Consider the following 22,811-nt stretch of genomic DNA (forward strand, 5'->3'; position numbering starts at 1 on the left):
TGCCACTGGATGCGCGTTCAAATTGTGATAGCGTCGGGGTGTTTGGGAGCAGAAGCAGTGCGCGCCGCGCCAGCCGGCGCACCGGTGAGGACGGGCCCCACCCGGTTTTCAATCATGCGATGCGGGTGGAAATCGGAACACGCCGGCCACCCTTTTCCGCCATGCCGGAACCAGCGCAGAGCGCGTCACCGCCGTCTGCTCGTAGGCGTGGATGAAGTGCTGCGGCCCGCACAGAATGCCTGCATGCTTGGCCGCGCAATCGGCCCGCCAGCGGAACAGCAGCAGGTCGCCCGGCATCGCATCGGCGATGGGAAGCGCCGGCCCGAAGAGCCGCAGCGCCGCATTCATCAGCCGGTCTTCGCCGCTGCGTTCCGCCCAATCCGGCGCATAGGCCGGCACCGGACCCGGATCCTCGCCATACAGCTCCTGCCAGATGCCGCGGATGAGGCCAATGCAATCGCAACCGACATGCTTCAGCGCGCCTTGATGACGATAAGGCGTGCCGATCCAGTCTTCCGCCAGCCGTACGATCGTTACACCGGACGCGCTCATTCGAAGATCGGGCCGCCGTCATGGACCCGCTCCCCGTCGGCGTAGGAATAGGCGAAGTCCGCGCCGGGCACATGAGGAAAGCCGCGGAAATTGAGGTGGTTGCCGAAGCGCAGGCGGCAGGTGGTGAAACTCTTGTCGCAGCCGGCACTTATGGTGAATTGGGTGCCCAGGGCCACCGGCATGTCGAGCGGCAACCACAGGCCCAGTTCCGCCGTTCCGTCCGCCAGACGCCGATGTGTGTCGATCTCCGCCATGGTTCCATCCGGAAACTGCATCCTGCCCCTGTCGAAGAAACCCGTCGCAAAATTGGCAAGGCCTGAAGCGCGAATGACGCTGCCGCCCTGCATCCCGGTCACCAGCCCCTGCCCGCGCCAGACAGCCAGATCGACACTGCATCGGGTGTCGCCCAGACTTGCGTCGCAGCGCCGGTTGTAGACACGCCCCTGCGGCTGGCTCAGCCGGTGCGCAAGGCTGCGCAATTCGGCCCTGAACTGGCCGCCAGCCCGCACCACGTCGCCGATCTCACGCAGGTTCAGCAGCACATGCTGCTCGGGCTCGGCCCAATTGACGAGAAACAACTCCACCCGCGCGCCGTCGTAATGCCCGTCCGCCAGGTCCTTCTCGCTGATCACGGCACTCGAAAATCCACCGGATACCTCGTCGGCGCTGGCCGCAAGGCCGGATGCACTGTCCGCTTCGCTTGCGGAAAAGCCGCTTGCGGCCTGAAAGACCGTGCCGCTGAAAGCAAGGTCGTGATCATGTTCGGTAAAGCCGAGCACCTCGCCGTCGCGGCGGGTTACGCGCCAGCAATGGCAGGTTGTGGTCGCCTCTTCGCGAAGATGCGCTGCGAGCGCGTCGGGAAGAACTCTCATGCCAGGACCTCCGCAAGCGGGATGGATGGGATACGACCGGCGTTGAAATGCGCCAGATCCACATCGATGCGGTCGGTATCGAAGCGCACCGGCACATCGAATTCGAAGCCGGCGCGGATCGCCGCGCCAGCCGCCGGCACATGACCGGCCGCAAAACCGACGGTGCCGGTCGTGGCATCCACCTCAAAGGCCGAGGTAGCTACGGTCACCCCGTCCACTGAGACCATCACCGATCCCGCAACCGGCTTGGTGATGCGCCTCACCCAATTGCCGCCGCTGTCGCCATAAATCTTCACCAGCGGAAAGTTCGACGTGACACCGTCGCCGGTGCCGAGCGCCTGGTCCACTGCGGAGATGCTTTCCGTTGGCCCGCAGGATTTCCAGTCGAGCGGATCGCGAAAGCGGAAGCCGTAGAGCTGCCCGCCCCGCGCTTCGAAGAATTCCAGCACGGCATAGAGATCGGCGAGCGACTTCACGCCCGACCCCGCATCATATCGGCGGCGCGAATCCCGCCAGCGCTGGTTGCGCTGTTCCCGCCCGTTCGACAGATTGACGATATCGGTGCGACGCATCGGCCCGCCGCTTGCTCCCAGCGCCAGGCGCAGGGGAAACCGCACGTCGTGAAAACCGCTCATGGCTTACTTCCTCTCTATCGGGTCACAATCCCCGACGGCCGCGCGCCACGCTGCGAGCCAGCATGGCGGAGACCTGACCCTCGCTCTTGCGGAAGCTCGCTGCATCGGTCGCCGTCACGTTGAAGACGATCTGCGGCTGCGAGCCGCCCCCGGAGGCCGCGACGCCGAGACTTCCGTCAGCCCCGCGCTGCAGAGGCAGGATCGCCTCCGCGCCCGCCTCGCCCATCAGGCCGGTTCCGCCGCCTGTCGAAAAATAGGTCGGCGCGCGCACCACGCCGCCATCCGCAAAAGCGGTGACCGAACCGAGCGCGCTGCCGACAGCATTGCCCAGCATGCTCTCCAGCGGCTTCAGGCCGGCCGAAAGCGCGACATCCGTCAGCCGGTTTGCCAGCCCCTTCAGCACGTCGTCCAGTCCCTTGCCGCCGGTGGTCGCGGAGCGCAGCGCGCTCGTCAGCGCAGATCCGAAGCGTTGTGACCGCGCCTCCAGATCGGCCATGGTCTGGCTCAAGGCCGTCGCCCCGGAAAGGCTGCCGGCAAAATCGTTATCGCTATTGTCCGTCACGGATCGTCTCCATCAGGCGTCTTGATCGGGAAAATCCCCCATCAGCGCGTCGAGCCTCTGCCCGTCGATGCCATGCCCGCGCGGCTTCAGCCCGCCTGCCATGGCGAAGAATTCGATCGGCGTCAGGCTCCAGAAGTCTTGAGGTTTAAGCCGCAGCAGGCAGAGGCCGATGTGCATCGACGCTTCCCAAGGGAAGGGCTCGACGCCCAGCCTGCCGCCCGCTGCGGCCTTCAAGGGTTTGCGGTCGGTGCTCCGTCCGCCGGTGCGAATGTGGCGCTCAGCAGTTCGCCGACGGTCCGGGCGCAGCCGGCCACGCCTTCGTCGAAACAGGCCGCCGCCACGTCATCGTCGGAGATGAGGTTGCCGGCACCGCGCAGGCCCGCGCCGATAATGCGGATCATGTCGGCCGCCTTCAGCCCGCCGGAGGAAAAACGTGCCGCCAGCCCGGCAAGATCGCCGGCCGCGAATGCGGTTTCCAGCTCCGCCAGTGCCCCAAGCGTCAGGCAGAGGATCCGGCATTGACCGTCGATCAGCGCCTCCACCTCGCCGCGACGGCGGTTCGCGCGTCGTCCGCTCGCCATATTCATCAGAGCGCTCCGAAGGAAAGGCTGCCGGCCGACTCGAGCGCTAGCTCGAAGCGCACCTCGCCATTGTACTCGCCGGAATATTCCAGCGATGTCATCTGGAAGGGTCCCGTAACGGAACCGAAATCGGGAATGAGGATCTGCCAGGACAGAATGCTGCCCGCGAAGAAGGCGCTGCGCACCGTCGCGTCGCTCGCCTGATCCTTGAAGATGCCACCGCCCGAAAGGGAGGCGCGCTGGATGCCGGCGCCGCCTAAGAGTTCGCGCCAGCGGCCGGCGCTTTCGGCGTCGGTAATGTCCACGGTTTCCGCGTTGAAGGCGAGCCGCTTCGTCCGCAGCCCCGCCACCGTCACGAATGCTCCGCCGTCACTGATCTTCAGCAGCAGGTCCCTGCCCTTCTGCGCCACCATTGTCACATCCCTTTCGTTCGCCGATGCTACGGCTTCTGCCTCTCGCGCGGCTATGCTACGCCGTCGGAATCCTTCGCCTTCCCGAGTCGCCGCCAATGCCCCAGACACTCCCGCTGCGCTCGGCGCGAACCATCGCGGTGCTCGCCGTCACGCAGATCATTTCCTGGGGCACGAGCTTCGACATGCTCGGCATCATGGGCCGCGTGATCGCGCCCGATCTCGGTCTCCCGAACGAGGTCATTTTCTTCGGCCTGACGATCATGATGCTGGTCAGCGCATTTGCCGGTCCATCGGCCGGACGGCTGCTGAAGCGATACGGCGCTGCGAGCGTGCTCGCCTGCGCCTCGCTGATTTTTGCTGCCGGGCTGCTATTGCTCGCCGCCGCGGGAGGGATCGCAACCTACGCCCTTGCCTGGGTGGTCATCGGCATCGGCGGTGCGCTCGGCCTCTCGGCTCCGGCCTATACGGCCGTCGTCGAGCGCGAAGGCATGAACGGCAAGCGTGTCATCGCCATTCTCATGCTCTTCACCGGCCTGTCCGCCACCGTCTTCTGGCCGGCGCTCGCCGCCCTCGATCATCTCTTCGGCTGGCGAATGACATTCGTCATCTGCGCCGCGCTCCAGGTCTTCGTCTGCCTGCCGCTTTACCTGTTCGGTTTGCCGAAGCCCGTGGAAAGCCGCGAACAGGCGCAGGCGGCGGCGCTCGATCCGGTGGATCTTACCCCCGCCGAACGCAGCCGCGCCTTTCTCTACATGGCGGCGGCAACCTCGATCAGTTCCTTCGTCAGCTTCGGGCTGGCGCCATCCCTGCTCGCGCTCCTGCGCCAATCCGGTGCGTCGCCGGCGCTCGCCCTGCAGCTCGGCTCTGCCCGCGGCGCACTTGGGGTCACGGCCCGCTTCGTCGATACGGTTCTCGGCCGGCGCGGCAACGCCATCCTCACCTCGGTCATCGGCACGGTGCTCACGCTTGCAAGCTTCCTGCTTGCCGCGCTCGTTCCGTCCACGCCCACGGTGCTGATCGTCTTCATGATCCTCTACGGCTTCGGCACCGGCGTCCTGGCCGTAGCCCGGGCGCTGCTGCCGCTCTCGCTGTTTTCCGCCCGCGACTACGGTTTGCAGGCGGCGCGGCTGTCGCTGCCGCAGAACCTTGCCAACGGGGTCGCGCCCGTGGTCTTCACGGCGCTTCTCGACCGTGTCGGCGCCACAGCCGCTCTCTGCGTCGGCGCTGTTCTTTCCGCGATCTCGCTCGCCTGCATTCTCATGCTGCTGCGTCTGGTGAGACGCGCCGACCACCGGACGACCTATTCGGTCACCGCCCGCAACCTCACCTCGGCAAGGTAGTATTTCGTCTTCGGCTCGCGCCTTGTGCGCAAGCTCGTGACCTGCAGGTTCACCAGAACTGTGTCGCCAAGATCCAGATCCAGATCCGCCTCGTGAAGAAGCGTGTGAACGCGGCCCGCAACCTCTTGGCCTTGGCGGCGCCCTTCGCCGTCCGACCAGACTTCCAGCGTCAGGACATGCTCATCGAGCTTTCCGTCATCGGCGGAAATATCGCGCGTCTCCATGTCGCCGAACACGATGCAGGGCAGGCTCGGGCGCGGCAGAAGCCGGTCCCGCACTCCGTCCGCGCCGAGCATGGCGACAAGCGCCGCATCCGATGACAGTCGCTGAAACAGGGCGGCAAGCAGAGACTGGGCAGATTTCATCGCGCATCCTCCTCGCACTGGCACACCAGGTAGCGGCGCGTCTCGTCCGGATCGCGCACCAGCTTGATCGTGAAAACGCGCATGCCCTTGCGAAGCCGCTGTCCGGCCACGACGTCATCGCGGAAGCGCAGCCAGATCCGGTGGCTGATCGTCCCAGTCTGTGCGGCCGCCTCGTCCTCTGCCACGACGAAGGAGACGGGCTCGATCCGCGCCCAGACCGACGCTAGGACCTGCCAGATCAAAGTCGCGCCGCCCTGCCCATCGGCGAACGGCTGCGGCGCTTCGATATCCAGCCGAGCGGTCATCTGGCCGGGGTCGAAGAAGGCGACCATCAGAGCCTCCGCAGTTTGAACGGCGCCGTCAGTCGCTCGTATCCGTCCGGAATGCCGGCCGGCTGCTGGTCGGGCGAGATCACGCCACGGAAGGCGAACATGTGACCGATATGGATCAGCATGGCCCGCTTCAGCGTATCGGGCACGTCCGTGCCCGCCTCGCCATAGCCGGCCGTAAAATCGATCTCGATGCCATTGACCGCCTGGGCAGGCTTCGGCGGGTTGCGCAGCCAGAACCGGGCCGGACGTCCTGAGCCATCCAGCAGATGATCCTCCAGTGAAACATCAACCGGATCACCGTCGGCATCATAGACGCGAGCGTTTTGAATCGCTTGCACAGGAGATCTCGCAATCCGGACGATGCCGTCCCTCGGCCAGCGGTCGAGGTAGAGCCGCCAGGACTGGGTGATCAGGCAGAGCCCGGTCTCGCGCTCCAGGTGTTCGCGGGCGGTGCGGATCAGGGATAGGAGCAGCGCATCCTCGTCGGTCTGGTCCAGGCGCAGATGCGCCTTCACCTCGGCAAGCGTCAGCGGCTCCGCGACAGGCGGAGTGATCAGGGCATAGGTCATGGGAAGCCTTTTCATTGCGGGGTCAGTGCTCCTCGCACCCCCCTCTGTCACTTCGTGACATCTCCCCCTCAAGGGGGGAGATTGGGAACTCGTGGCCGCGCCTCCTTCGATCTCCCCCCTTGAGGGGGAGATGCCCGGCAGGGCAGAGGGGGGTATTCAGTTGGCTGCGAACTTTACGAGCTTGATCGCCTCGAAATTCTGCACCCCGCCACCGACGCGCTTGGTCGTGTAGAACAGCACATAGGGCTTTGCCGAATAGGGATCGCGCAGGATACGCACACCCGCCCGGTCCACAACCAGATAGCCGGAGCGAAAGTCGCCGAAGGCAAGCGACAGCGAATTGGCACCGACATCGGGCATTTCCTCCGCCTCGGCAATCGCGAAGCCGAGCAGCGAGGCCGGCTGGCTGGCGGTCGCCGGCGGGCGCCAGAGGTAATTGCCGTCCGCATCCTTGAACTTGCGGATGTCGCTCTGCGTCTTGCGGTTCATCATGAACGTGCCGTTCTGGCGATGGCCGGCCCGCAGCGAATAGATCGTCTCGATCAGCGTGTCGGAGGGGCCGGTCGCCTTCCATCCGGCTGCCGCGCCGGTGGCGATGTAGCCGAGACTGCCCCAGCTCCAGGCGCTGTCGGCCACCGTCGGGTAGGAGAGGAAGCCCTTCGGCTTGGCCACGCCATCGCCGCGGATGAAGGCGTCGCCTTCCTGTTCGGCAAAGACGACGTCCACTTCGCCGGCGATCCAGGCCTCGATATCGACGGCGGCATCATCGAGCAGCGCCTGCGTGGCGGCCGGCATGGCGTAGAGTTCCATGGTCGGGAAGGCCAGTTCCGCCAGCTGCGCGGAATTGGTCTGCGGCCGCGCCGCCGTCTCGGCCACCCATCCGGTGGCAAGGCCGCTGGTGGCAAAGGGCTTCTTCAGGACGGAGGAGGAGACAGTCCGCACGGTCGAGAGCGCCCGCATCGGCGAGACCACGGAAATGCGCCGGCCGATCTCGCTATCGGTTTCCGGCGGCACCAGATAGCCGCCATCGGCGCCGCTGCCGGCGGAAAAGGCCTTGGCCTCCAGTTCGCGCAGGCTCGCCTCCTCGCCACGCCGGACATAGGCGTCGAAAGCCGCCTTGTGCTCCGTGGCGTCCGGCGACAGGTCATCCTGCCCACGCCCGAGCGGCGGCCGCGCCTTCTTGAGCACGATCTGGTCGAGCACCTTCTTCTGCTCGTCCATCGCCCGATTGATGCGGTCCATCTTGTCGCGTGTCACGACATCGGCGGTCAGCTTCTGCTCGATCTCGCCGAGCCTGCGGTCGTTGACGTCCTTGAAGGCCTCGAAGGCCTCCATGAATTCGTCGAAGGCCGCCGTCATCGTCTCCGGCACGGCCTTCACCTCGGGCGCCACCCGGCTCGCCTGCATATCCGTCTGCACACCCTGTTGCGTCATATCGCTTTTCCCTTGAAGGTTGTTCTGATCATCATCTTTGCCGCCCGCCGCATCTGGCGGACCAGCTCGGTTTCCCGATCCCGGAAGAACCGTGCATTCTTGACGTCGGAGACCCTGGCCGATGGCAGCATCGGAAAGGTCACCACCGAGATCTCCCAGAGATCCGCCTCGAGAATCCGCCGCACCCCGCTCCTGGGGTCGGTGCGAGCCCGCACAGTGCGAAAGCCGATCGACAGGCCGTCGAGCGCGCCGGACTTCATCAGCGCCAGCACCTCGCGGGAGCGGGCGACGCCGGGCGACAGCACACCCTCGACGTAAAGGCCGCGGGCATCCTCGCGGATTGCCTTCCAGGCGCCGATCGGTTCGTTCGGGTCATGCTGGTAGAGCATGCGCACGCCCTGCGGCCCGCGGCCGACGAGCGAGTTGAGGAAGGCGCCGCGTTCGATCCGGTCCTTGCCGAGATCGACCTCGCCGAAGACGCTGGCATAGCCGGAAAACGTCCCGTCGCCCTTGAGGCCCGACAGTTCGAGATTGGCGAATTTGCGCGCAGACGAAGTCATGACGGGGCGCGGCCCGCGGTAAGCGTGCATCGAGCATTCTCCTGCATTGAATTGAAAAGGCCGGCTCAGTCGCCGCTGGTCGTCCGTCGGCCGTAACGCTCAGCGATCCGGGCCAGCGCACCCAGCGCCCACCAGGCGCAGAGGCTGGCGGACGCCGAACCCGCCAGCATGAGTTCCGGGCCGGACAGGAGGCCGTTGATGCCCAGCCGGGCCGCCAGCCACAGGCCGGTCGGCGCGCCGAAGATCAGGCCGCAGCTGACGCCGGTGATGAAGCGGGTGGCGGCCTCGCGACGGCTCTTCGGCAAGAGGTAGATGAGCGAGACGCCCGCTCCCGATGCCGCGCCCAACAGCTTCGCCGCCCAGACGCCGGTGTCGTTGCCGATGTCAGCCATTGTTAATCTTTCTGTTTCAGAATGGAGGCCGCAAGAGCGGTTCACGCCAGACGTACGGACGCCGGCGCTGCTTCACGCGACACTTCAAGAGCAGCGAATTTCAAGAGTCGGCTCAAGCCCTTGGTGGGGCCGGCTGACGAACGACATCCGGTGCCTCGGGCTTTGAATGAGGAGCCTGAGACTACACCAAGTGTGATCGGCAGCCGGTTCCTTACTCGAAGCTGCCGTCTTCGTCCTTCTCCAGATCTGCCGGTCCCTGTCTTGCATGCAAAACCGAAACGATCAGGACGTGATCCGGCTTGATTACGTAGTCCAGGTGATAAGGTGCCGATACGAACCTGCGGACACCCTCAACGGGTGCCACCACCGTACCGATCCGAGGATGCTCACCAATCAGTCGGACCCCACGTTTCAGCTGCTGAGAAAACGCAATTGAAGCACGGCGGCTGAAGTGGCCAAGGTAAGTCCTCTCTCTTTGGATGTAGCGGATCGCTTCTTCCGAGATGAGAACTTTCATCAGGCGGCGTCTTCCTGATCGAGACGGTCGAGTTCATCGAAGAATTCCTCGGCATCGATTGTCCGCCCGGCGGCTGCGTCCTCCAGGCCTCGCCGAATGCTTAGTATTTCACTCCCCTCTGCCATCAGATAATATTTCAGCGCGCGGACGATCACCCAGCTGCGGCTGCGCTCGGAGGTCTCGGCGATCTTCTCGATGTCATCGAGAATGTCCTGGGGCATGCGCAGCGTGATAGGATCGGACAGAACGGGCTTGTCGGCCATCGGAGCCTCCTTTTGTAATACGGCGTATTACAATCTACACCCGCGGCCGCACTTCATCAATAACCCACCGCCTCGCGCTTCTCGTCGTCGGTGAGGAAGCTTGCCGCGCCCACCCGCGCCCACAACGCCTCGCGCTCGGCGGCAAGGCCGGCGATCGCATCCAAATCCGGCTCCAGCCGCAGCGCATCGCCATAGGCTTCGCCCAGCCAGGCGGAAAAGCTTGCGGCCGTTCTCGCCACCAGCGGCAGCACGGTCAGGCGGTAGAAGGCGCGGTTAGCCTCCTGGTAATTGGCGTAGGTATTGTCGCCCGGAATGCCGATCAGCATGGGCGGCACGCCGAGCCCCAGCGCAATATCGCGGGCCGCACCGTTGCGGGCCTCCGCGAAATCCATGTCCTTGGGCGACAGCGCCATCGCCTTCCAGTCCAGCCCGCCTTCGAGCAGCAGCGGCCGTCCGGCATTGACGGCGCCGGCATATCCGGCCTCCAGCTCCTCCTTCAGCCGCTCATACTGGTCGGCGGAAAGATTGCCGCCCTCCTTGGGCTGATAGACGAGCGCGCCGGAGGGTCTGGCCGAATTGTCGAGAAGCGCCTTGTTCCAGGCCATGGCCGCATTGTGTAGATCAAGCGCCGCGCCCGCCGCACCGAGCGGGGAGAAGCCGCACTGATCGTCGAGCGGATGGAACAGCTTCAGGTGCAGCAGCGCCACGCCCGGCGTCTCGGCCGGTAGCCGGCGCGTCACGCCACCGGCGCGGTAGTCGTAGGCGGCGATCCAGCCGTCGCGGCCCTCGACCACGCTGACACGATCCGGCCGCAGCAGGTGCAGCTCGCGCAGTTCCTCGCCCAGCACCAGCGGTTCCACATAGGCATTACCGGAAAGTTGCAGATGACCGTACAGCGTCTCGAAGAAATCCGGCCCGCTCTGGCGGCTGTTCGGCCGGGCCAGCAGCGACCGCGCCGAATGATCGGCGATTTCGCTGCGTCCCTCATAGGCGAGCCATGGCACGGCGGCTGCCGCTTCCGCGATCATGCGGATGCAGCGATAGGCGACCGGGTTCTTCATGAAGCCCGTGCGCGACAGCGCCGCATAGGAGCGGCCCGACCAGTGGGCAGCACCCTCGCCCGAGACGATTGCAAAGGCTCCGCCTAGGCTGGTGGTCTTTACCTCGACAGACTGCCTTTCGGCCACGGCCGGTCGTCCGCCCGCGAGGAATCGCGGCCGGCGAAATGGAGATTTCATGATGGATCTTCCTCTGGATGAAGATTTGGAGTTGAATATCTGGCGGGATGCGTTTCAGGCAGCCTGTGCCCCGACCGTATAGCTGATGGAGGCGTAATAGCTTCTGGCATAGTCGGCGATGTCGCTGGCGCGGTCCAGCGCGTTGATGATCTTGCGGGCGTTCACCCAATCTGCCTCGTCGCCGTGGAAATAGCTCGCCAGGCTCTTGCCAGTATAGCGCCCGGCGATCATGCCCTCGACCAGAATACGCACCGCGGTCCGCGGCTCAAGCGCCCTGTCCGGCTCGCCTGCAAGACCGAACTTGCCGTAATTGCTCCGGCCGGTGATCTGCACAAGGCCACGGCCTCGATAGCGCCAGCCATCGCCGCTCGCCTCGGGGCCGTTGCCGAGCCGGCCGCCATACACACGGTTGGCGATCCGCTCCGGCCGGCGGGCATAGCGCCTCGCCTCTTCCGGTGTGAACCGGCTCGGAAACACGACCAGCAGACGTTCGGCAGTGTAATTCAGGTTCTCGACCACCGGCAGCAGCGTCCGCCCCGTTTCGTGGAAGGCCGTCGCCAGACTATAGGCGAGCCAGCGGTCGTCCTCATGGGCATGATGTGCTTCCCAATAGTCGAGAACAGCTTCGTGCCCATTGACCTGCGCCTGGCTTAAGCCCTTGCGGTAAAGCGCGTCGCTCAAATGATCGAAGAAAAAGCTGCGGTTGATTCCCATCTGTGAACCCCTTCGAAGGCAGGCTCGCGTCTCGGTTCCAGCCTCTTCAGGCCTTTCACCGGACGCGGTCCAAGTTTCAATCGGTTTAGAAAAATCTAAATCGTTTTAGGCGCTTAGGCGCCCGTTTACATTTCGGATCGCCTGTGGAACCAAGAGCGTCGCACGACGTTTGGGGTCGGCTTTCATGAAGAAACAGGAGATCATGATGATGCAGCAACCGGTGCAGGCAACCCCTTCGAAACCGATCCCCCAGCACGTCCTCGATCGTCTCGAGTCCGAGTGGAAGCAGATCCGCGAAACCGCTCCGAAGCAGCCGAACCAGCGCTGATCCTGCGTTGGCTTGCCGCGTCAGATCCCTCTGATCCGCGGCACGCCCGTTCCGTCCAGCACCAGCTCCGTCAGCGCCCAGACCAGCGCATCGAGCCTGTCCGGCGAGCGGCCGGATGATAGGCCGTCAGGACCGAAATCGCACATCTGGTCCTCGAGATCGGTGAAACGGCCGGCATGGACCACCCGGCCCTGCTCGTAGAGTGCTGCCACCGGTTCGGCCCGCAGGAATTTCCCCCGCGTCGCCCGCACCATGGTCACGGGCAATGCGGCCTCCACGCTTTTCAGCATGGCCGCCACCATTTCCCCGCCCTGGTTGACTTCCGCCACCACGCGATCCGCCTGGAACCGCCGATAGGCCTTGACCACCGCCTGCGCCCAACCGGCCGGGCTTGCGCCTGCCACAGAGCAGTCGGCCAGCACCACGGCCCGGCCGTTTTCCTCCAGTCCGGCCACCACGATGCCGCAGCAGGAGGCCTCCCCGGCGCCCGCCGGCGGGTCCACGGCTACTACGATGCGCCGAAGCGGCGACGTCAGCCGTATCCGAAGCGTTTCCAGATCGGCGCGGTTCCACAGCGCATCCTGCCGGTCCTCGATCAGTTCACCGCCCAGTTCCTGACGACCCAGACGGCTGCCGCCATAGCGGGCTTCCAGCGCCTCGATGAAGCCCGGCGCCAGATTGCCGGCATTGGTGCGGGTCGAGATCTTCACCAGCCGCGTGCCCGCCTCGCCGATCAGCTGCTTGAGGATCGGCACAGACCGTGGCGTGGTCGTTACCAGCTGGCGCGGATCGGTGCCTAGCCTCAAGCCGAACTGCAGCATGTCGTATGTCTCCTGCGCATGCTTCCACTTGGCGAGTTCATCGCACCAGGCAAAATGAAACTGCGGCCCGCGCAGACTTTCTGGATCTTCCGAGGAGAAGATCTGCGCGATTGCTCCGTTCGGCCAGACCAGCCGGCGCCGGGAGATCTCGAATTCCGGCGGGTTCTTGCGGGCAATCCGGCAAATGCCGGAAACGCCGTCGATCATCACCTCGCGGGCATCGCCCAGAGTTTCGGCCACCAGCGCGATCCTGAGACTGGAGCGAGACGCGTCCGAAGCAAGTGCATGCACCCATTCGGCGCCGGCGCGGGTCTTGCCCGAGCCGCGCCCGCCCATGATCAGCCAGGTGCGCCAGTCGCCTTCCGGCGGCCTCTGCTCGGGCCGCCCCGTAAACGTCCAGTCGCGTTCGAGGCGAAGGATGAAGGGGCCATCCGGGTCGTAGTGCGTCTGGCCAATCTCTATCTTGGGAGCAGCGCCGTCGTTGCCGGGAACATGCGGCGGTGTGAGGAGCCCCTCCCCCTTGTGGGGAGGGGCTGGGGAGGGGTTTTTCGGAAGCGCCGAGTTTTCCGCAGAGACCAGATCCCCTCCCGCCTGCCGGCCACCCTCCCCACAAGGGGGAGGGTTAGGCACACCGCACAGCCCAGCAATTCCCTGCCCGATCGCATTGCTCAACACCGTGCTTACCATCAGGGCGGCGCGACCTTCTGTCCGAAGTTGCATAAACTGACGCATCTTCCGTTCTTGCTGCGTCAAAGCCGCCAGCGCGCTATCCGCAATCTTCTCCTGCGCCAGACGCATCGACCGCTGACTGTGTCCCACCTTCCCCAGGTGGGCCGTCGCGTTTCCAGGCTTCGTAAAGCTTGAGAGCATTTTCATTCGCCCGCTCCTCGATCATCTTCAGGAAGCGGCCCTTGGCCTCTTCATAGCCGCCCTCGTCGGCGGTCCGTTCCACCTCCATTGCCCGGTCACGAGCCAGCTGGCGCTGCAGGGAATCCACCTTTTCGAGCGTCCGGACGATCAGCGACATGGCATCGGTCGCGGCCTTCACGTCGGCGCGGGCAAGCTTCTGCGCCGCATCGTCACCATCCTCCAATGCCTTTTCGGCGGCAGCCCGCAGGCGCCGGAAGGTCGAAAACTGGTCGCGCATCTCGACCGTCATCTCGTTCAAAAGCCGCCGCAACTCCTCCGCCTGGTCCAGCGCGCCCTCGGCTGCCTTGGTCTCCAGCAGCACGCCGCGCACATGGTCGGCCAGTTCCGCATCCGAAAATCGAGGCTGCTGCGCATAGCGCGGGCGCTCCGTCCAGATGCCGAAAAGGCTCGGGTCGAAGTGGTCCAGATTGTCCATGGGGCGCTCGCCGCTTTACGTCATACGCAAGCAGCACCGTCCGCATCCGGCCATTCGACCGATGCAGGCGTTGCCGCTGATGATGACATGTCTGTTGTTTATGAACTCTGCGTCGCAGTGACGTGCGGACCCGAAGTCCCCGGCGCCGTATCCGGCCTTACCATTGCCGCTTCGGCGGCCCTTGAGCCGCCCGGTGTCGCACTTCTCCGACTATAGCTAGACACTACCAAAGCACCGTCACGCCGTCAAGGATTATTTTCCTATATCGGTATTTTTCCTTCGCCCCTGCCACGCAGACGGGCAGGCCGGGGGAACAAAGGGCTTTTGCTACTGTTACCGATCCATCAGCAGAGAAAGGCGTTCTCCCATGGATCTCAGCTCCCAGCATCCTCCCCTGTCCACCTGTCCGGTTTCGCTCACCATCAACGGCCAGATCCGCAATTTCGACCTTCACCCCTGGGTGTCGCTTCTCGATCTTCTGCGCGGTCCGCTGGAACTTACCGGCACCAAGAAGGGATGCGATCACGGCCAGTGCGGCGCCTGCACGGTGCTGGTGGACGGCGAACGGATGAATTCCTGCCTGAAGCTCGCGGTATCGCTCGATGGCGCCGAGATCACCACGATCGAAGGCCTCGGCACGCCGGATGACATGCACCCGATGCAGAAGGCCTTTCTGGAGCATGACGCCTACCAGTGCGGCTATTGCACGCCCGGCCAGATCTGTTCCGCCGTGGCCCTCCTCAAGGAAGGCCACGCCCATCAACGCCACGAAATCCGCGAAGCCATGAGCGGCAATCTCTGTCGCTGCGGCGCCTATACCAACATTGCCGATGCCATCGAGGAGGTGCTGGGCACCGAGGCGGCGGCTTCTGTGCGGGAGGCTGCGGAATGAGACATTTTTCCTATACCCGCGCCGAAACTGTGTCCGATGCCGTCGAGGCGCTCGCCTCCGATCCGCAAGCGCAGATCCTTGCCGGCGGCACCAATCTCGTCGATCTGATGAAATACGAGGTCATGCGGCCCGCCGCGATCATCGACATCAACAGGCTTCCTCTGCGCGACATCGAGGATCTGCCGAACGGCGGATTGCGGATCGGCGCGCTCGCCAGCAATTCGGCCGTCGCCTATGACGAGCGGGTGAAGGAGCGCTATCCGCTTCTCTCCAGCGCCATCCTAGCCGGCGCCTCGCCGCAGCTGCGCAATGCGGCCACCAGCGGCGGAAACCTTCTCCAGCGCACCCGCTGCTATTATTTCTACGATCCCGCCACGCCCTGCAACAAGCGCGAGCCTGGTTCCGGCTGCGGCGCCATCGGCGGCGTCAACCGCATCCACGCCATTCTCGGCGCCAGCGACCATTGCATCGCCACCCATCCGTCCGACATGTGCGTGGCCCTTGCCGCCCTCTCTGCCGTGGTCGAGGTGGAAGGGCCGGACGGGCGGCACGATATTCCCTTTGCCGAGTTCCACCGCCTGCCGGGTGACCATCCGGAGCGTGACAATACCTTGGGCCAGGGCGAAATCGTCACCGCGATCCGTCTCGAAGGCAACCATTTCGCCAGCCACCACACCTATCTCAAGCTGCGCGACCGCCGATCCTACGCCTTTGCGCTGGTTTCCGTTGCCGCCGCCATGGAAGTTGCCGACGACAAGATCGTCGAGCTTCGCGTGGCGCTTGGCGGCGTTGCCCACAAGCCATGGCGCGACTTTCTGGCGGAGGCGGAATTTGCCGGCGAAGCCGTGGACGAAGTGACTTTCCGCCGCATCGCCCAGCGGCTTCTCACCGGCGCCAAGGGTCAGGGCCAGAACGATTTCAAGATCCCGCTGGCCGAAAAGGCGATCGTCCGCGCCCTGCGCCAGGCCGCCTCCGGCCGCCCGCAGGACCAGGCCGTCAAGGCGATCCAGTAAACAAGGAACCGGACCCATGCTGAATTCATCCAAGGTCGTCGGGCTTCCGCTTCCGCGCATCGACGGGCCGCTCAAGGTCACCGGCCGCGCGCCCTATGCGGCCGAGCATTTCGCGCCCGGCATGCTGCAGGGTTATGCGCTCTGTTCCACCATCGCCACCGGCCGCATTGCCGAGATCGACACGTCGGAGGCGGAACGCATGCCCGGCGTGGTCAAGATCTACACCCATGAGAACCGGCCCAAGGCGGCCAGGAGAGACGAGAAGTGGAAGGACGAGGTTGCCGTTCCCGGCCATCCGCTGCGCCCGCTGGAAAACGACCGTATCCTCTATGACGGCCAGCCGGTGGCGCTGGTGGTGGCGGAAAGCTTCGAGGCCGCCCGCGATGCCGCAGCCCTCATCCGCGTCCGTTACGAGGCGGGCGAGCCGCATACGGATCTTTTCCGCGAACAGGCCAACAGCTATGTCCCGCCCGTTCTCCGTGCCAAGGACATGGCGCCCCCTTCGCCGCGCGGAAACGCCGAGGCAGCCTTTGCCCAGGCGCCCCACCAGATTTCCGCCGAATATTCCATCGAAGGCGAGTATCACAACCCGATCGAGCTGTTCGGCACGACTGCCATCCCCGCTGAAGACGGCAGCCTGATGATCCACGACAAGTCGCAGGGTTCGCAGAACAGCCACGACACGATCTGCAAGATCTTCGGCCTGAACCCGGACAAGGTGACGGTCAGGAACAGCTTTGTCGGCGGCGCCTTCGGCTCCGGCCTGCGTCCCAAGCACCAGCTGTTCTTCGCGGTCATGGCCGCGCTGGATCTGAAGCGCCCGGTCAAGGTGGAGATGAGCCGCAGCGAGATGTTCTATCTCACCTGGCGTCCGTCCTGCATCCAGACGGTGTCGCTGGCGGCGGACGAACAGGGGCGCCTGCAGTCGGTCATGCACCATGCGCTGGAAGCCACGTCGCGCTATGAGGACTATCAGGAGAATGTCGTCAACTGGTCGGGCCTCGCCTACAAATGCGATAACGTCACCATGTCTTACGAAATCGCCAAGCTCGACGTTTCCACCCCCGGCGACATGCGGGCACCGGGGGCCGCGACCGGCATAACGGCGCTGGAAGCCGCCATGGACGAGCTTGCCTACGAGGTCGGCATGGATCCGCTGGAACTCAGGGTCATCAACTTCGTCCACCGCGACCAGAACCAGGACAAGGAGATCACCTCCAAGGCGCTGCATGCTTGCTACCGCGAGGGTGCGGCCCGGTTCGGCTGGTCGGAGCGCAGCCACGAGCCGCGGTCCATGCGCGAGGGCAACGAGCTGATCGGCTGGGGCGTCGCCACCGGCATATGGGAAGCACAAATGTCGCCCGCCGAAGCCAGGGTCAGCCTTTCGGCCGAGGGCAAGGTCGTGGTTTCGGCCGCCGCCTCCGATATCGGCACCGGCACCTATACCATTCTGGGCCAGCTTGCGGCAGAAACGCTCGGCGTCGCCTTGAGCGAGGTCGCGGTCGAGATCGGCGATTCCCGGCTTCCAACGACGAGTGTCGAAGGCGGATCGTGGACCGCCGCTTCTTCCGGCACCGCGGTTCAGGTCGCCGGCCGGATGATTATTGCCACCCTGCTGAAGCACGCCCGAAAGATGGACAATTCGCCGTTCGCGAAAGCCACGGAGGACCAGGTGGAGCTTTCCGACGGCCGTCTCGTGCTCGAAGCCAATCATCAGTTGGGCGTCGCAGTCTCTGACATCATGGGAGAAGCCGGCCTCACCGTGATCGAGGAGCATGCCAAGGTGGAGCCGGACAAAGCCATCCAGAAGAAGTACTCCGCCTATACCCATTCGGTCGTCTTCGTGGAGGTGCGGGTGGACGAGGAGCTTGGCCAGGTGCGCGTCACCCGCGTGGTCGATGCGGTCGCCGCAGGTCGCATCCTCAACCCCAAGACGGCACGCAGCCAGGTGCTTGGCGGCGTCGTGATGGGCATCGGCATGGCGCTCGAAGAGGAAGGCATGGTCGATCATCGGACCGGCCGGATCATGAACCACAATATCGCCGAGTATCACGTGCCCGTCCATGCGGATATCGAGGATATCGAGGTCATCTTCGTGGACGAGGACGACGACAAGGCAAGCCCGATCGGCGTCAAGGGACTGGGCGAGATCGGCATCCTCGGTGTCGCAGCCGCCGTCTCCAATGCCATCTTCCACGCCACGGGAAGCCGCATCCGCTCCTTCCCCATTACCATAGACAAGATCCTCGAAAGCGAGACGATGCAATGATCGACCCGGCCTCCATCTCCCCCGTCCGCTTCAGCCCCGATGTCGAGCAGATTGAACCGGACGAGCCGCAGACGGCCCGCGACATCGCCGAAACCATGCTGTCCGTATCCGAAAAGACTTATGCTGACTCCGGCCATGCCATCCGCTCCGTCCATGCCAAGAGCCATGGCCTGCTGGAGGCACGGATCGAGGTGCTGGCGAATCTGCCGCCGTATTACGCGCAGGGCCTTTTTGCCAAACCCGACAGCTATGAAGCGGTAATCCGTCTCTCCACCACACCAGGCGACCTGCTGCATGACAGCGTATCCACGCCGCGCGGCATGGCACTGAAGATCCTCGACGTGGAGGGCGAACGCCTGCCTGGCTCGGAACAGTCCCGCAGCCAGGATTTCATCATGGTCAACGGCCGCGAATTCAATTCGCCGAGCGGCAAGGCGTTTCTGAAAAACCTGAAGCTGCTGGCAGCCACCACCGACCGCATGGAAGGCGCCAAGCAACTGCTGTCCAAGGCGTTCCGCGGTGTGGAAGCGGCACTGGAAGCCGTGGGGCACGAAAGCGCTACGCTCAAATCCATGGGCGGCAATCCCCATACCCATATTCTTGGTGAAAGCTTCTTTGCGCAACTGCCGCTCCGCTATGGTGATTATATCGCCAAGTTTGCCCTGATCCCTGTTTCCGAAAACCTGAAAGCCTTGACCGGCGTCAAGCTCGATACGGGCAAGGACAGCGATGTCATCCGCCACGCGGTGCAGAGTTTCTTCGAAGGCCAGACCGCCATGTGGGAGCTGCAGGTCCAGCTTTGCACCGATCTCGACGCCATGCCGGTGGAGGGCATCGACGCCTGGGACGAGGAGAAGAGCCCCTTCGTCACCGTAGCCCGCATCACCACGCAGCCGCAGACGGCCTGGACGGATGACCGCTCGGAAGCGGTGGATGACGGCATGCATTTCAGCCCCTGGAACGGTCTTGCCGCGCACCAGCCGCTCGGGTCGATCATGCGGCTGCGCAAGCTCGCCTATCAGCGTTCCGCAGCCTTCCGGTCGCAGCGCAACGAGACGCCGGTCACAGAACCGCTCATCTGTCCTTTCGGGCATGGCGGGCATGCCGTGGCGCCGGCGGTGACCGAGGCCTCCGCGTCTGCTCCGCACTGATCCACGGCGGGCTCCTGAAACCAAGCCGCCGCCCTCCACGGGCGGCGTTTTTCGTTCGGGCGCGACTTGCACCCGGTCACCAGCCGAGCATAGTAGCGCAGCAGTCTTTACCCGGAGCCATTCATGCCGCAGCCGATCTTCGCCGGTCTTTCCGCCTTCCCGCTGACCCCCGCCGACGAGGCAGGCCGGGTGGAAACCGAAGGGTTGCAGCGCCTGTTGAAACGCATCCTCGATGCGGATGTCCAGTCGATCGGCCTGCTCGGCAGCACCGGCACCTACATGTATCTCAGCCGAGAAGAACGGCGGCGGGCAATAGCGGCGGCGGTCGAGTGCGTCAACCGGAAGGTCCCGATCATCGTCGGTATCGGGGCGCTGCGCACCGACGAGGCGCAGGCCCTAGCCCAGGATGCAGCCAAAGAGGGCGCAGATGCCCTGCTTCTGGCGCCCGTCTCCTACACGCCGTTGACCGAAGAGGAAGCCTTCCGGCATTTCGAGGCCGTGGCCGGTGCGACAGACCTGCCGCTCTGCATCTACAACAATCCTTCGACCACGCATTTCAACTTCAGCGAGCCGCTGCTGGAGCGACTGGCCGGCCTTCCAACCATTCAGGGGGTCAAGATGCCGCTGCCGAAGGACGCGGACTTCGCCGGTGAAATCGCCCGGCTCAGGGCGGTCACGCCCGTCGGCTTCATGATCGGCTATAGCGGCGACTGGGGCGCGGCAGAGTCCCTGCTTGCCGGCGGCGATGCCTGGTACAGTGTCGTTGCAGGTTTGTTTCCCAGCCAAGCTGCCGCGCTCACCCGAGCCGCGACCCAGGGCCAGGCGACGGAAGTCGATTATCTGGACAAGGCCTTCGCGCCTTTCTGGCGGCTGTTCAAGGCGCATGGCAGCCTGCGCGTCGTCTATGCCGCTGCCAATATACTCGGCCTGACCGATGCCAAGCCGCCTCGCCCGATTTTGCCGCTTTCGCCTGACCTCACGCCCGCCATCGAAGCGGCCATTGCGGCGCTGGAGGGGTAGCAACGTTGCCGCTGCAAATATGGGTAGTTAGGTAGCAATGCCACTACGCACACAGCAGGACAACGTCAGCAGGAAAATCTACAAATAATGCTTGCCGGTAGCGCTTTCCATTACGCCGGCTAGCTGTGTAGCCAACATGCCTTCTATGAGGTCTTCCATTCTGGAAAGATCTATTTTCCCGCTTTTTGCTGCCTCATCCGCAGCCTCCAGAGCGTCGAAATACGGCTTGCGATTATTAACGATTTGATCCGGGATTGTATTTCGTCCCGGTAATAAAAGGGCCAACTTCACGCATAAAACCAGATAGGACACCATTCTTGACGTGCGTCCATTGCCGTCACTGAAGGGATGAATCCAGTTCAGACGCCACATAACATACGAGGCTAAATGGACAGCGGTTTTGTTCTTCCAATTGTCATTTACGTAGTCGCAAAGTTCTTCCACAAGTTCCGGCACCAGATGAGATTCGACCGGCTTATGGTCGCTACCTTCGATTTTCACACCGGATGGTCGAAAATTTCCTGCATAATTGCTGAGGCCGCTGAGAGCCTCACGATGTAGAGCTAGCAGAACAGAAAGTCGAAGCTTCCAGCTCTCGCCCTTCTCAATTGCATCCACGATCATGCGACATGCGACATCAAACTGCAGCAACCCGTTGCGCGCTTCGGCCTCAGCACGAGCTGTCTGGTCTTTTACCAGATTCGCGTCAGCAGCTACGCTATGTCGACGAGTGTGGTCAGTCATCCTTGTCCTTTGCGGCCATTTCGTCCGCAATACGATCGACCATCTCTCGCGTTATCATGCTGTTTTCGAAATGGGTGTTTCCATAAGCGAAACTGCGACGCTGTAACTCGATATCTTTTTGGGTCTGAGGAACCTTTTTAGCGGCATCCAGAAGCTTCTGCAGTGGTTCGTTCATCCGAAAATCCTTCCAAGTTCTGATCCATAAACTCAATTTTCCGATTCCCGGCAATCCGGCTTGATCAATCCGCAAAATTTGCGTCATCCTTATGATGATATGGCCACAGCATGAATGCGACCAGACAGCCCGTTCACGTCCCGCAAAACGTCTGCATGACCCGTTCTTCCACCTGCGGCGGGAGAGCGTATGAGGCGAAATCCGGGCGTTCCTCGTATGGCTTTTCCAGCGCCTGCAACAGCCGTTCGAAGACGCTCAGATCGCCCTGCAGGGCTGCGGCGATCGCCTCCTCGACGCGGTGGTTGCGCGGAATGACCGCCGGATTGACCGAGCGCATGGCTGCCGCACGGGCTTCAGGGGATGCCTGCTCTCGCTCAAGCCTCTGCCGCCATGTGGCCAGCCAGGCCTCGGCTTTGGCGGGGTCTGGAAAGAGCGCCAGAAAGGCCTCATCGCTTCCATCGGCAGCATGGCTCAGCAGGCGGAAGGCGAGCGTGAAATCGGCCTGCGCTTCCTGCATGGCAGCCAGCAGGCCCTGAACAAGATCGAGATCACCGTCTTCCTGCGTTTGCAGCCCGATCTTTGCCCGGAACACTTCCAGCCACTGCGCCTGAAAGCGCTCGCCGAAGCGTTTCAACACGGCATTGGCCGCCTCGACGGCCTTTTCCTCGTCGTCGTCCAGAAGCGGCAGCAGGCATTCGGCCAGCCTTGCCATGTTCCACTGGCCGATGCCGGGCTGGTTGCCATAGGCATAACGGCCCATTCGGTCGATGGAGGAAAACACCTTCTTGGGGTCGTATTCGTCCAGGAAGGCGCAGGGGCCGAAATCGATCGTCTCGCCCGAAATCGTCATATTGTCCGTGTTCATGACGCCGTGGATGAAGCCGACGCCCATCCAGCGCGCGATGAGATCGGCCTGGCGCAGCGCCACCGCGTCCATGAGCGCGAGGTAGGGGTTGGAAGCGCCCTTCAGCTCCGGATAGTGCCGTTCGATGACGTAGTCCGCCAGCACCTTCACACCGTCATTGTCGCCACGCGCCGCGAAGAACTGGAAGGTGCCGACGCGGACATGGCTTGCGGCAACGCGTACGAAGACGGCGCCGGGCAATACCTGTTCGCGTTGCACGGCCTCTCCCGTTGCCACCGCTGCCAATGCCCGGGTCGCCGGAATGCCGAGCGCATTCATGGCTTCCGAGACGATATATTCGCGCAGCACCGGCCCCAGTGCTGCACGCCCGTCGCCGCGGCGGGAAAAGGGCGTCGGACCGGCGCCTTTCAGCTGGATATCGCGGCGCCTGCCGGTGGTGTCGATTACCTCGCCCAGCAGAATGGCACGCCCGTCGCCGAGCTGCGGCACGAAATTGCCGAACTGGTGACCGGCATAGGCCATGGCGAGCGGCATGGCGCCGGGCGGGACCACATTGCCCGCAAGCACCGCCGCCAGCCGCGCCTTGTCGGAAAGATCCGCCTCGATCCCCAGTTCCTCCGCCAGAGCCTCGTTGAATTTCAGGAGCACCGGTCCTTCGACCGGCTCCGGATAGACCGAGGCATGAAAACGGTCCGGCAGCTGGGCGTAGCTATTGTCGAAATGGAACACGGAAAACTCCTTTGGCCGAAGAAGCGGCGGCCGTATTTCCCCATATGGGGCCGCATTTTCCCATATGGGAATGCCGTCCTGCCGAACAAGGCAAGCCGCTTTTTATTGCCGGCACCGGGG

At 63.9% G+C, this 22,811-nt stretch carries 29 protein-coding genes; 7 read left to right on the forward strand and 22 right to left on the reverse strand.

Going from position 1 to position 22,811, the window contains the following annotated elements:
- Window positions 1–108 precede the first annotated feature (108 nt).
- The 7 genes from EPK99_RS20300 to EPK99_RS20330 form a co-directional block, all read right to left on the reverse strand.
- Window positions 109–552 carry an NlpC/P60 family protein gene (locus EPK99_RS20300; RefSeq protein ID WP_128444883.1) on the reverse strand — a complete coding sequence of 148 codons (444 nt, stop codon included), beginning with the start codon at window positions 550–552 and terminating at the stop codon, window positions 109–111.
- Window positions 549–1,424: a DUF2163 domain-containing protein gene (locus EPK99_RS20305; RefSeq protein WP_128444884.1), complete on the reverse strand. Its 876-nt coding sequence runs from the start codon at window positions 1,422–1,424 to the stop codon at window positions 549–551. Before EPK99_RS20305 ends, EPK99_RS20300 begins: the two co-directional genes overlap by 4 nt.
- Window positions 1,421–2,059, reverse strand: a complete 639-nt coding sequence (locus tag EPK99_RS20310; protein WP_128444885.1) for a DUF2460 domain-containing protein — start codon at window positions 2,057–2,059, stop codon at window positions 1,421–1,423. Before EPK99_RS20310 ends, EPK99_RS20305 begins: the two co-directional genes overlap by 4 nt.
- 22 nt (window positions 2,060–2,081) lie before the next feature.
- Window positions 2,082–2,555 carry a phage tail tape measure protein gene (locus EPK99_RS20315; protein WP_128445033.1) on the reverse strand — a complete coding sequence of 158 codons (474 nt, stop codon included), beginning with the start codon at window positions 2,553–2,555 and terminating at the stop codon, window positions 2,082–2,084.
- A gap of 78 nt (window positions 2,556–2,633) precedes the next feature.
- On the reverse strand, window positions 2,634–2,855 hold the full coding sequence (locus EPK99_RS20320) for a rcc01693 family protein (protein WP_128444886.1): 222 nt from the start codon (window positions 2,853–2,855) through the stop codon (window positions 2,634–2,636).
- Window positions 2,852–3,202 (reverse strand): gene transfer agent family protein, encoded by a 351-nt coding sequence (locus tag EPK99_RS20325; RefSeq protein ID WP_128445034.1) that lies wholly within the window; start codon window positions 3,200–3,202, stop codon window positions 2,852–2,854. Before EPK99_RS20325 ends, EPK99_RS20320 begins: the two co-directional genes overlap by 4 nt.
- A 5-nt stretch (window positions 3,203–3,207) precedes the next feature.
- Window positions 3,208–3,615 carry a phage major tail protein, TP901-1 family gene (locus EPK99_RS20330; protein WP_128444887.1) on the reverse strand — a complete coding sequence of 136 codons (408 nt, stop codon included), beginning with the start codon at window positions 3,613–3,615 and terminating at the stop codon, window positions 3,208–3,210.
- Window positions 3,616–3,710: 95 nt separating this feature from the next.
- Here EPK99_RS20330 and EPK99_RS20335 point away from each other — a divergent pair, with 95 nt between their 5' ends.
- Window positions 3,711–4,955, forward strand: coding sequence for an MFS transporter (locus tag EPK99_RS20335; protein ID WP_128444888.1), 1,245 nt, complete (start codon window positions 3,711–3,713; stop codon window positions 4,953–4,955).
- Here the strand turns inward: EPK99_RS20335 and EPK99_RS20340 are convergent.
- From EPK99_RS20340 to EPK99_RS20390, 10 genes are all read right to left on the reverse strand, one after another.
- Entirely contained in the window at window positions 4,916–5,320 is a 405-nt protein-coding gene (locus EPK99_RS20340; RefSeq protein WP_128444889.1) for a DUF3168 domain-containing protein, read from the reverse strand. The two genes, EPK99_RS20335 and EPK99_RS20340, sit on opposite strands and share 40 nt — an antisense overlap.
- The gene (locus EPK99_RS20345; protein ID WP_425374219.1) at window positions 5,317–5,652 is read right to left on the reverse strand and encodes a phage head closure protein; all 336 of its coding nucleotides are present in this window, start codon (window positions 5,650–5,652) and stop codon (window positions 5,317–5,319) included. Before EPK99_RS20345 ends, EPK99_RS20340 begins: the two co-directional genes overlap by 4 nt.
- The gene (locus tag EPK99_RS20350; protein WP_128444891.1) at window positions 5,652–6,221 is read right to left on the reverse strand and encodes a head-tail connector protein; all 570 of its coding nucleotides are present in this window, start codon (window positions 6,219–6,221) and stop codon (window positions 5,652–5,654) included. Before EPK99_RS20350 ends, EPK99_RS20345 begins: the two co-directional genes overlap by 1 nt.
- A gap of 156 nt (window positions 6,222–6,377) precedes the next feature.
- Window positions 6,378–7,655, reverse strand: coding sequence for a phage major capsid protein (locus EPK99_RS20360; protein WP_128444892.1), 1,278 nt, complete (start codon window positions 7,653–7,655; stop codon window positions 6,378–6,380).
- Entirely contained in the window at window positions 7,652–8,245 is a 594-nt protein-coding gene (locus tag EPK99_RS20365; RefSeq protein WP_128444893.1) for an HK97 family phage prohead protease, read from the reverse strand. The genes EPK99_RS20360 and EPK99_RS20365 overlap by 4 nt, the downstream gene beginning before the upstream one ends.
- Window positions 8,246–8,280: 35 nt before the next feature.
- Window positions 8,281–8,607, reverse strand: a complete 327-nt coding sequence (locus tag EPK99_RS20370; RefSeq protein ID WP_128444894.1) for a DUF6107 family protein — start codon at window positions 8,605–8,607, stop codon at window positions 8,281–8,283.
- A 211-nt stretch (window positions 8,608–8,818) separates the two neighbouring features.
- On the reverse strand, window positions 8,819–9,124 hold the full coding sequence (locus EPK99_RS20375; protein ID WP_128444895.1) for a type II toxin-antitoxin system RelE/ParE family toxin: 306 nt from the start codon (window positions 9,122–9,124) through the stop codon (window positions 8,819–8,821).
- On the reverse strand, window positions 9,124–9,387 hold the full coding sequence (locus EPK99_RS20380; RefSeq protein WP_128444896.1) for a CopG family ribbon-helix-helix protein: 264 nt from the start codon (window positions 9,385–9,387) through the stop codon (window positions 9,124–9,126). The genes EPK99_RS20375 and EPK99_RS20380 overlap by 1 nt, the downstream gene beginning before the upstream one ends.
- 56 nt (window positions 9,388–9,443) lie before the next feature.
- Window positions 9,444–10,625 carry a phage portal protein gene (locus tag EPK99_RS20385; protein ID WP_128444897.1) on the reverse strand — a complete coding sequence of 394 codons (1,182 nt, stop codon included), beginning with the start codon at window positions 10,623–10,625 and terminating at the stop codon, window positions 9,444–9,446.
- Window positions 10,626–10,679: 54 nt separating this feature from the next.
- On the reverse strand, window positions 10,680–11,339 hold the full coding sequence (locus EPK99_RS20390) for a hypothetical protein (protein ID WP_205909113.1): 660 nt from the start codon (window positions 11,337–11,339) through the stop codon (window positions 10,680–10,682).
- Between the two features lie 205 nt (window positions 11,340–11,544).
- Here EPK99_RS20390 and EPK99_RS25935 point away from each other — a divergent pair, with 205 nt between their 5' ends.
- Window positions 11,545–11,667 carry a hypothetical protein gene (locus EPK99_RS25935; RefSeq protein WP_281033481.1) on the forward strand — a complete coding sequence of 41 codons (123 nt, stop codon included), beginning with the start codon at window positions 11,545–11,547 and terminating at the stop codon, window positions 11,665–11,667.
- Between the two features lie 20 nt (window positions 11,668–11,687).
- Here EPK99_RS25935 and EPK99_RS20395 read toward each other — a convergent pair whose 3' ends face one another.
- The gene (locus EPK99_RS20395) at window positions 11,688–13,208 is read right to left on the reverse strand and encodes a DNA-packaging protein (protein ID WP_245582497.1); all 1,521 of its coding nucleotides are present in this window, start codon (window positions 13,206–13,208) and stop codon (window positions 11,688–11,690) included.
- Between the two features lie 46 nt (window positions 13,209–13,254).
- Entirely contained in the window at window positions 13,255–13,833 is a 579-nt protein-coding gene (locus EPK99_RS20400) for a hypothetical protein (RefSeq protein ID WP_128444898.1), read from the reverse strand.
- Window positions 13,834–14,200: 367 nt separating this feature from the next.
- Here EPK99_RS20400 and EPK99_RS20405 point away from each other — a divergent pair, with 367 nt between their 5' ends.
- The 5 genes from EPK99_RS20405 (at window position 14,201) to EPK99_RS20425 (ending at window position 20,178) form a co-directional block, all read left to right on the forward strand.
- Window positions 14,201–14,725, forward strand: a complete 525-nt coding sequence (locus EPK99_RS20405; RefSeq protein ID WP_128444899.1) for a (2Fe-2S)-binding protein — start codon at window positions 14,201–14,203, stop codon at window positions 14,723–14,725.
- A complete protein-coding gene (locus EPK99_RS20410) occupies window positions 14,722–15,738 on the forward strand; it encodes an FAD binding domain-containing protein (protein ID WP_128444900.1) in 1,017 nt (338 codons plus the stop codon). The genes EPK99_RS20405 and EPK99_RS20410 overlap by 4 nt, the downstream gene beginning before the upstream one ends.
- A 16-nt stretch (window positions 15,739–15,754) precedes the next feature.
- Window positions 15,755–18,007 (forward strand): xanthine dehydrogenase family protein molybdopterin-binding subunit, encoded by a 2,253-nt coding sequence (locus EPK99_RS20415; RefSeq protein ID WP_128444901.1) that lies wholly within the window; start codon window positions 15,755–15,757, stop codon window positions 18,005–18,007.
- Window positions 18,004–19,158: a catalase family protein gene (locus tag EPK99_RS20420; RefSeq protein ID WP_245582498.1), complete on the forward strand. Its 1,155-nt coding sequence runs from the start codon at window positions 18,004–18,006 to the stop codon at window positions 19,156–19,158. Before EPK99_RS20415 ends, EPK99_RS20420 begins: the two co-directional genes overlap by 4 nt.
- Before the next feature lie 123 nt (window positions 19,159–19,281).
- The gene (locus tag EPK99_RS20425; RefSeq protein WP_128444902.1) at window positions 19,282–20,178 is read left to right on the forward strand and encodes a dihydrodipicolinate synthase family protein; all 897 of its coding nucleotides are present in this window, start codon (window positions 19,282–19,284) and stop codon (window positions 20,176–20,178) included.
- 78 nt (window positions 20,179–20,256) lie between these two features.
- Here the strand turns inward: EPK99_RS20425 and EPK99_RS20430 are convergent, their stop codons facing one another.
- The 3 genes from EPK99_RS20430 to EPK99_RS20440 all read right to left on the reverse strand — a co-directional run bounded on the left by EPK99_RS20430 (window position 20,257) and on the right by EPK99_RS20440 (window position 22,727).
- Entirely contained in the window at window positions 20,257–20,922 is a 666-nt protein-coding gene (locus EPK99_RS20430) for a Fic family protein (protein ID WP_128444903.1), read from the reverse strand.
- Window positions 20,915–21,097, reverse strand: coding sequence for a hypothetical protein (locus EPK99_RS20435; protein ID WP_128444904.1), 183 nt, complete (start codon window positions 21,095–21,097; stop codon window positions 20,915–20,917). The genes EPK99_RS20430 and EPK99_RS20435 overlap by 8 nt, the downstream gene beginning before the upstream one ends.
- Before the next feature lie 133 nt (window positions 21,098–21,230).
- Window positions 21,231–22,727 carry a protein adenylyltransferase SelO gene (locus EPK99_RS20440; protein WP_342633751.1) on the reverse strand — a complete coding sequence of 499 codons (1,497 nt, stop codon included), beginning with the start codon at window positions 22,725–22,727 and terminating at the stop codon, window positions 21,231–21,233.
- Between the last annotated feature and the right edge of the window lie 84 nt (window positions 22,728–22,811).

It is taken from the genome of Neorhizobium lilium, assembly GCF_004053875.1.
Lineage (GTDB): Bacteria > Pseudomonadota > Alphaproteobacteria > Rhizobiales > Rhizobiaceae > Neorhizobium > Neorhizobium lilii.

Excerpts from the sequence above, each read along its gene's own strand:
- EPK99_RS20360 (WP_128444892.1), bottom strand. The coding sequence starts at position 7,655 with ATGACGCAACAGGGTGTGCAGACGGATATGCAGGCGAGCCGGGTGGCG.
- EPK99_RS20405 (WP_128444899.1), top strand. The coding sequence starts at position 14,201 with ATGGATCTCAGCTCCCAGCATCCTCCCCTGTCCACCTGTCCGGTTTCG.
- EPK99_RS20325 (WP_128445034.1), bottom strand. The coding sequence starts at position 3,202 with ATGGCGAGCGGACGACGCGCGAACCGCCGTCGCGGCGAGGTGGAGGCG.
- EPK99_RS20430 (WP_128444903.1), bottom strand. The coding sequence starts at position 20,922 with ATGACTGACCACACTCGTCGACATAGCGTAGCTGCTGACGCGAATCTG.
- EPK99_RS20425 (WP_128444902.1), top strand. The coding sequence starts at position 19,282 with ATGCCGCAGCCGATCTTCGCCGGTCTTTCCGCCTTCCCGCTGACCCCC.
- EPK99_RS20410 (WP_128444900.1), top strand. The coding sequence starts at position 14,722 with ATGAGACATTTTTCCTATACCCGCGCCGAAACTGTGTCCGATGCCGTC.
- EPK99_RS20315 (WP_128445033.1), bottom strand. The coding sequence starts at position 2,555 with ATGGCCGATCTGGAGGCGCGGTCACAACGCTTCGGATCTGCGCTGACG.
- EPK99_RS20335 (WP_128444888.1), top strand. The coding sequence starts at position 3,711 with ATGCCCCAGACACTCCCGCTGCGCTCGGCGCGAACCATCGCGGTGCTC.
- EPK99_RS20385 (WP_128444897.1), bottom strand. The coding sequence starts at position 10,625 with ATGAAATCTCCATTTCGCCGGCCGCGATTCCTCGCGGGCGGACGACCG.
- EPK99_RS20310 (WP_128444885.1), bottom strand. The coding sequence starts at position 2,059 with ATGAGCGGTTTTCACGACGTGCGGTTTCCCCTGCGCCTGGCGCTGGGA.
- EPK99_RS20390 (WP_205909113.1), bottom strand. The coding sequence starts at position 11,339 with ATGGGAATCAACCGCAGCTTTTTCTTCGATCATTTGAGCGACGCGCTT.
- EPK99_RS20350 (WP_128444891.1), bottom strand. The coding sequence starts at position 6,221 with ATGACCTATGCCCTGATCACTCCGCCTGTCGCGGAGCCGCTGACGCTT.
- EPK99_RS20375 (WP_128444895.1), bottom strand. The coding sequence starts at position 9,124 with ATGAAAGTTCTCATCTCGGAAGAAGCGATCCGCTACATCCAAAGAGAG.
- EPK99_RS20395 (WP_245582497.1), bottom strand. The coding sequence starts at position 13,208 with ATGCAACTTCGGACAGAAGGTCGCGCCGCCCTGATGGTAAGCACGGTG.
- EPK99_RS20300 (WP_128444883.1), bottom strand. The coding sequence starts at position 552 with ATGAGCGCGTCCGGTGTAACGATCGTACGGCTGGCGGAAGACTGGATC.
- EPK99_RS20420 (WP_245582498.1), top strand. The coding sequence starts at position 18,004 with ATGATCGACCCGGCCTCCATCTCCCCCGTCCGCTTCAGCCCCGATGTC.
- EPK99_RS20415 (WP_128444901.1), top strand. The coding sequence starts at position 15,755 with ATGCTGAATTCATCCAAGGTCGTCGGGCTTCCGCTTCCGCGCATCGAC.
- EPK99_RS20435 (WP_128444904.1), bottom strand. The coding sequence starts at position 21,097 with ATGAACGAACCACTGCAGAAGCTTCTGGATGCCGCTAAAAAGGTTCCT.
- EPK99_RS20365 (WP_128444893.1), bottom strand. The coding sequence starts at position 8,245 with ATGCACGCTTACCGCGGGCCGCGCCCCGTCATGACTTCGTCTGCGCGC.
- EPK99_RS20345 (WP_425374219.1), bottom strand. The coding sequence starts at position 5,652 with ATGGTCGCCTTCTTCGACCCCGGCCAGATGACCGCTCGGCTGGATATC.
- EPK99_RS25935 (WP_281033481.1), top strand. The coding sequence starts at position 11,545 with ATGATGCAGCAACCGGTGCAGGCAACCCCTTCGAAACCGATCCCCCAG.
- EPK99_RS20340 (WP_128444889.1), bottom strand. The coding sequence starts at position 5,320 with ATGAAATCTGCCCAGTCTCTGCTTGCCGCCCTGTTTCAGCGACTGTCA.
- EPK99_RS20380 (WP_128444896.1), bottom strand. The coding sequence starts at position 9,387 with ATGGCCGACAAGCCCGTTCTGTCCGATCCTATCACGCTGCGCATGCCC.
- EPK99_RS20330 (WP_128444887.1), bottom strand. The coding sequence starts at position 3,615 with ATGGTGGCGCAGAAGGGCAGGGACCTGCTGCTGAAGATCAGTGACGGC.
- EPK99_RS20370 (WP_128444894.1), bottom strand. The coding sequence starts at position 8,607 with ATGGCTGACATCGGCAACGACACCGGCGTCTGGGCGGCGAAGCTGTTG.
- EPK99_RS20400 (WP_128444898.1), bottom strand. The coding sequence starts at position 13,833 with ATGGACAATCTGGACCACTTCGACCCGAGCCTTTTCGGCATCTGGACG.
- EPK99_RS20305 (WP_128444884.1), bottom strand. The coding sequence starts at position 1,424 with ATGAGAGTTCTTCCCGACGCGCTCGCAGCGCATCTTCGCGAAGAGGCG.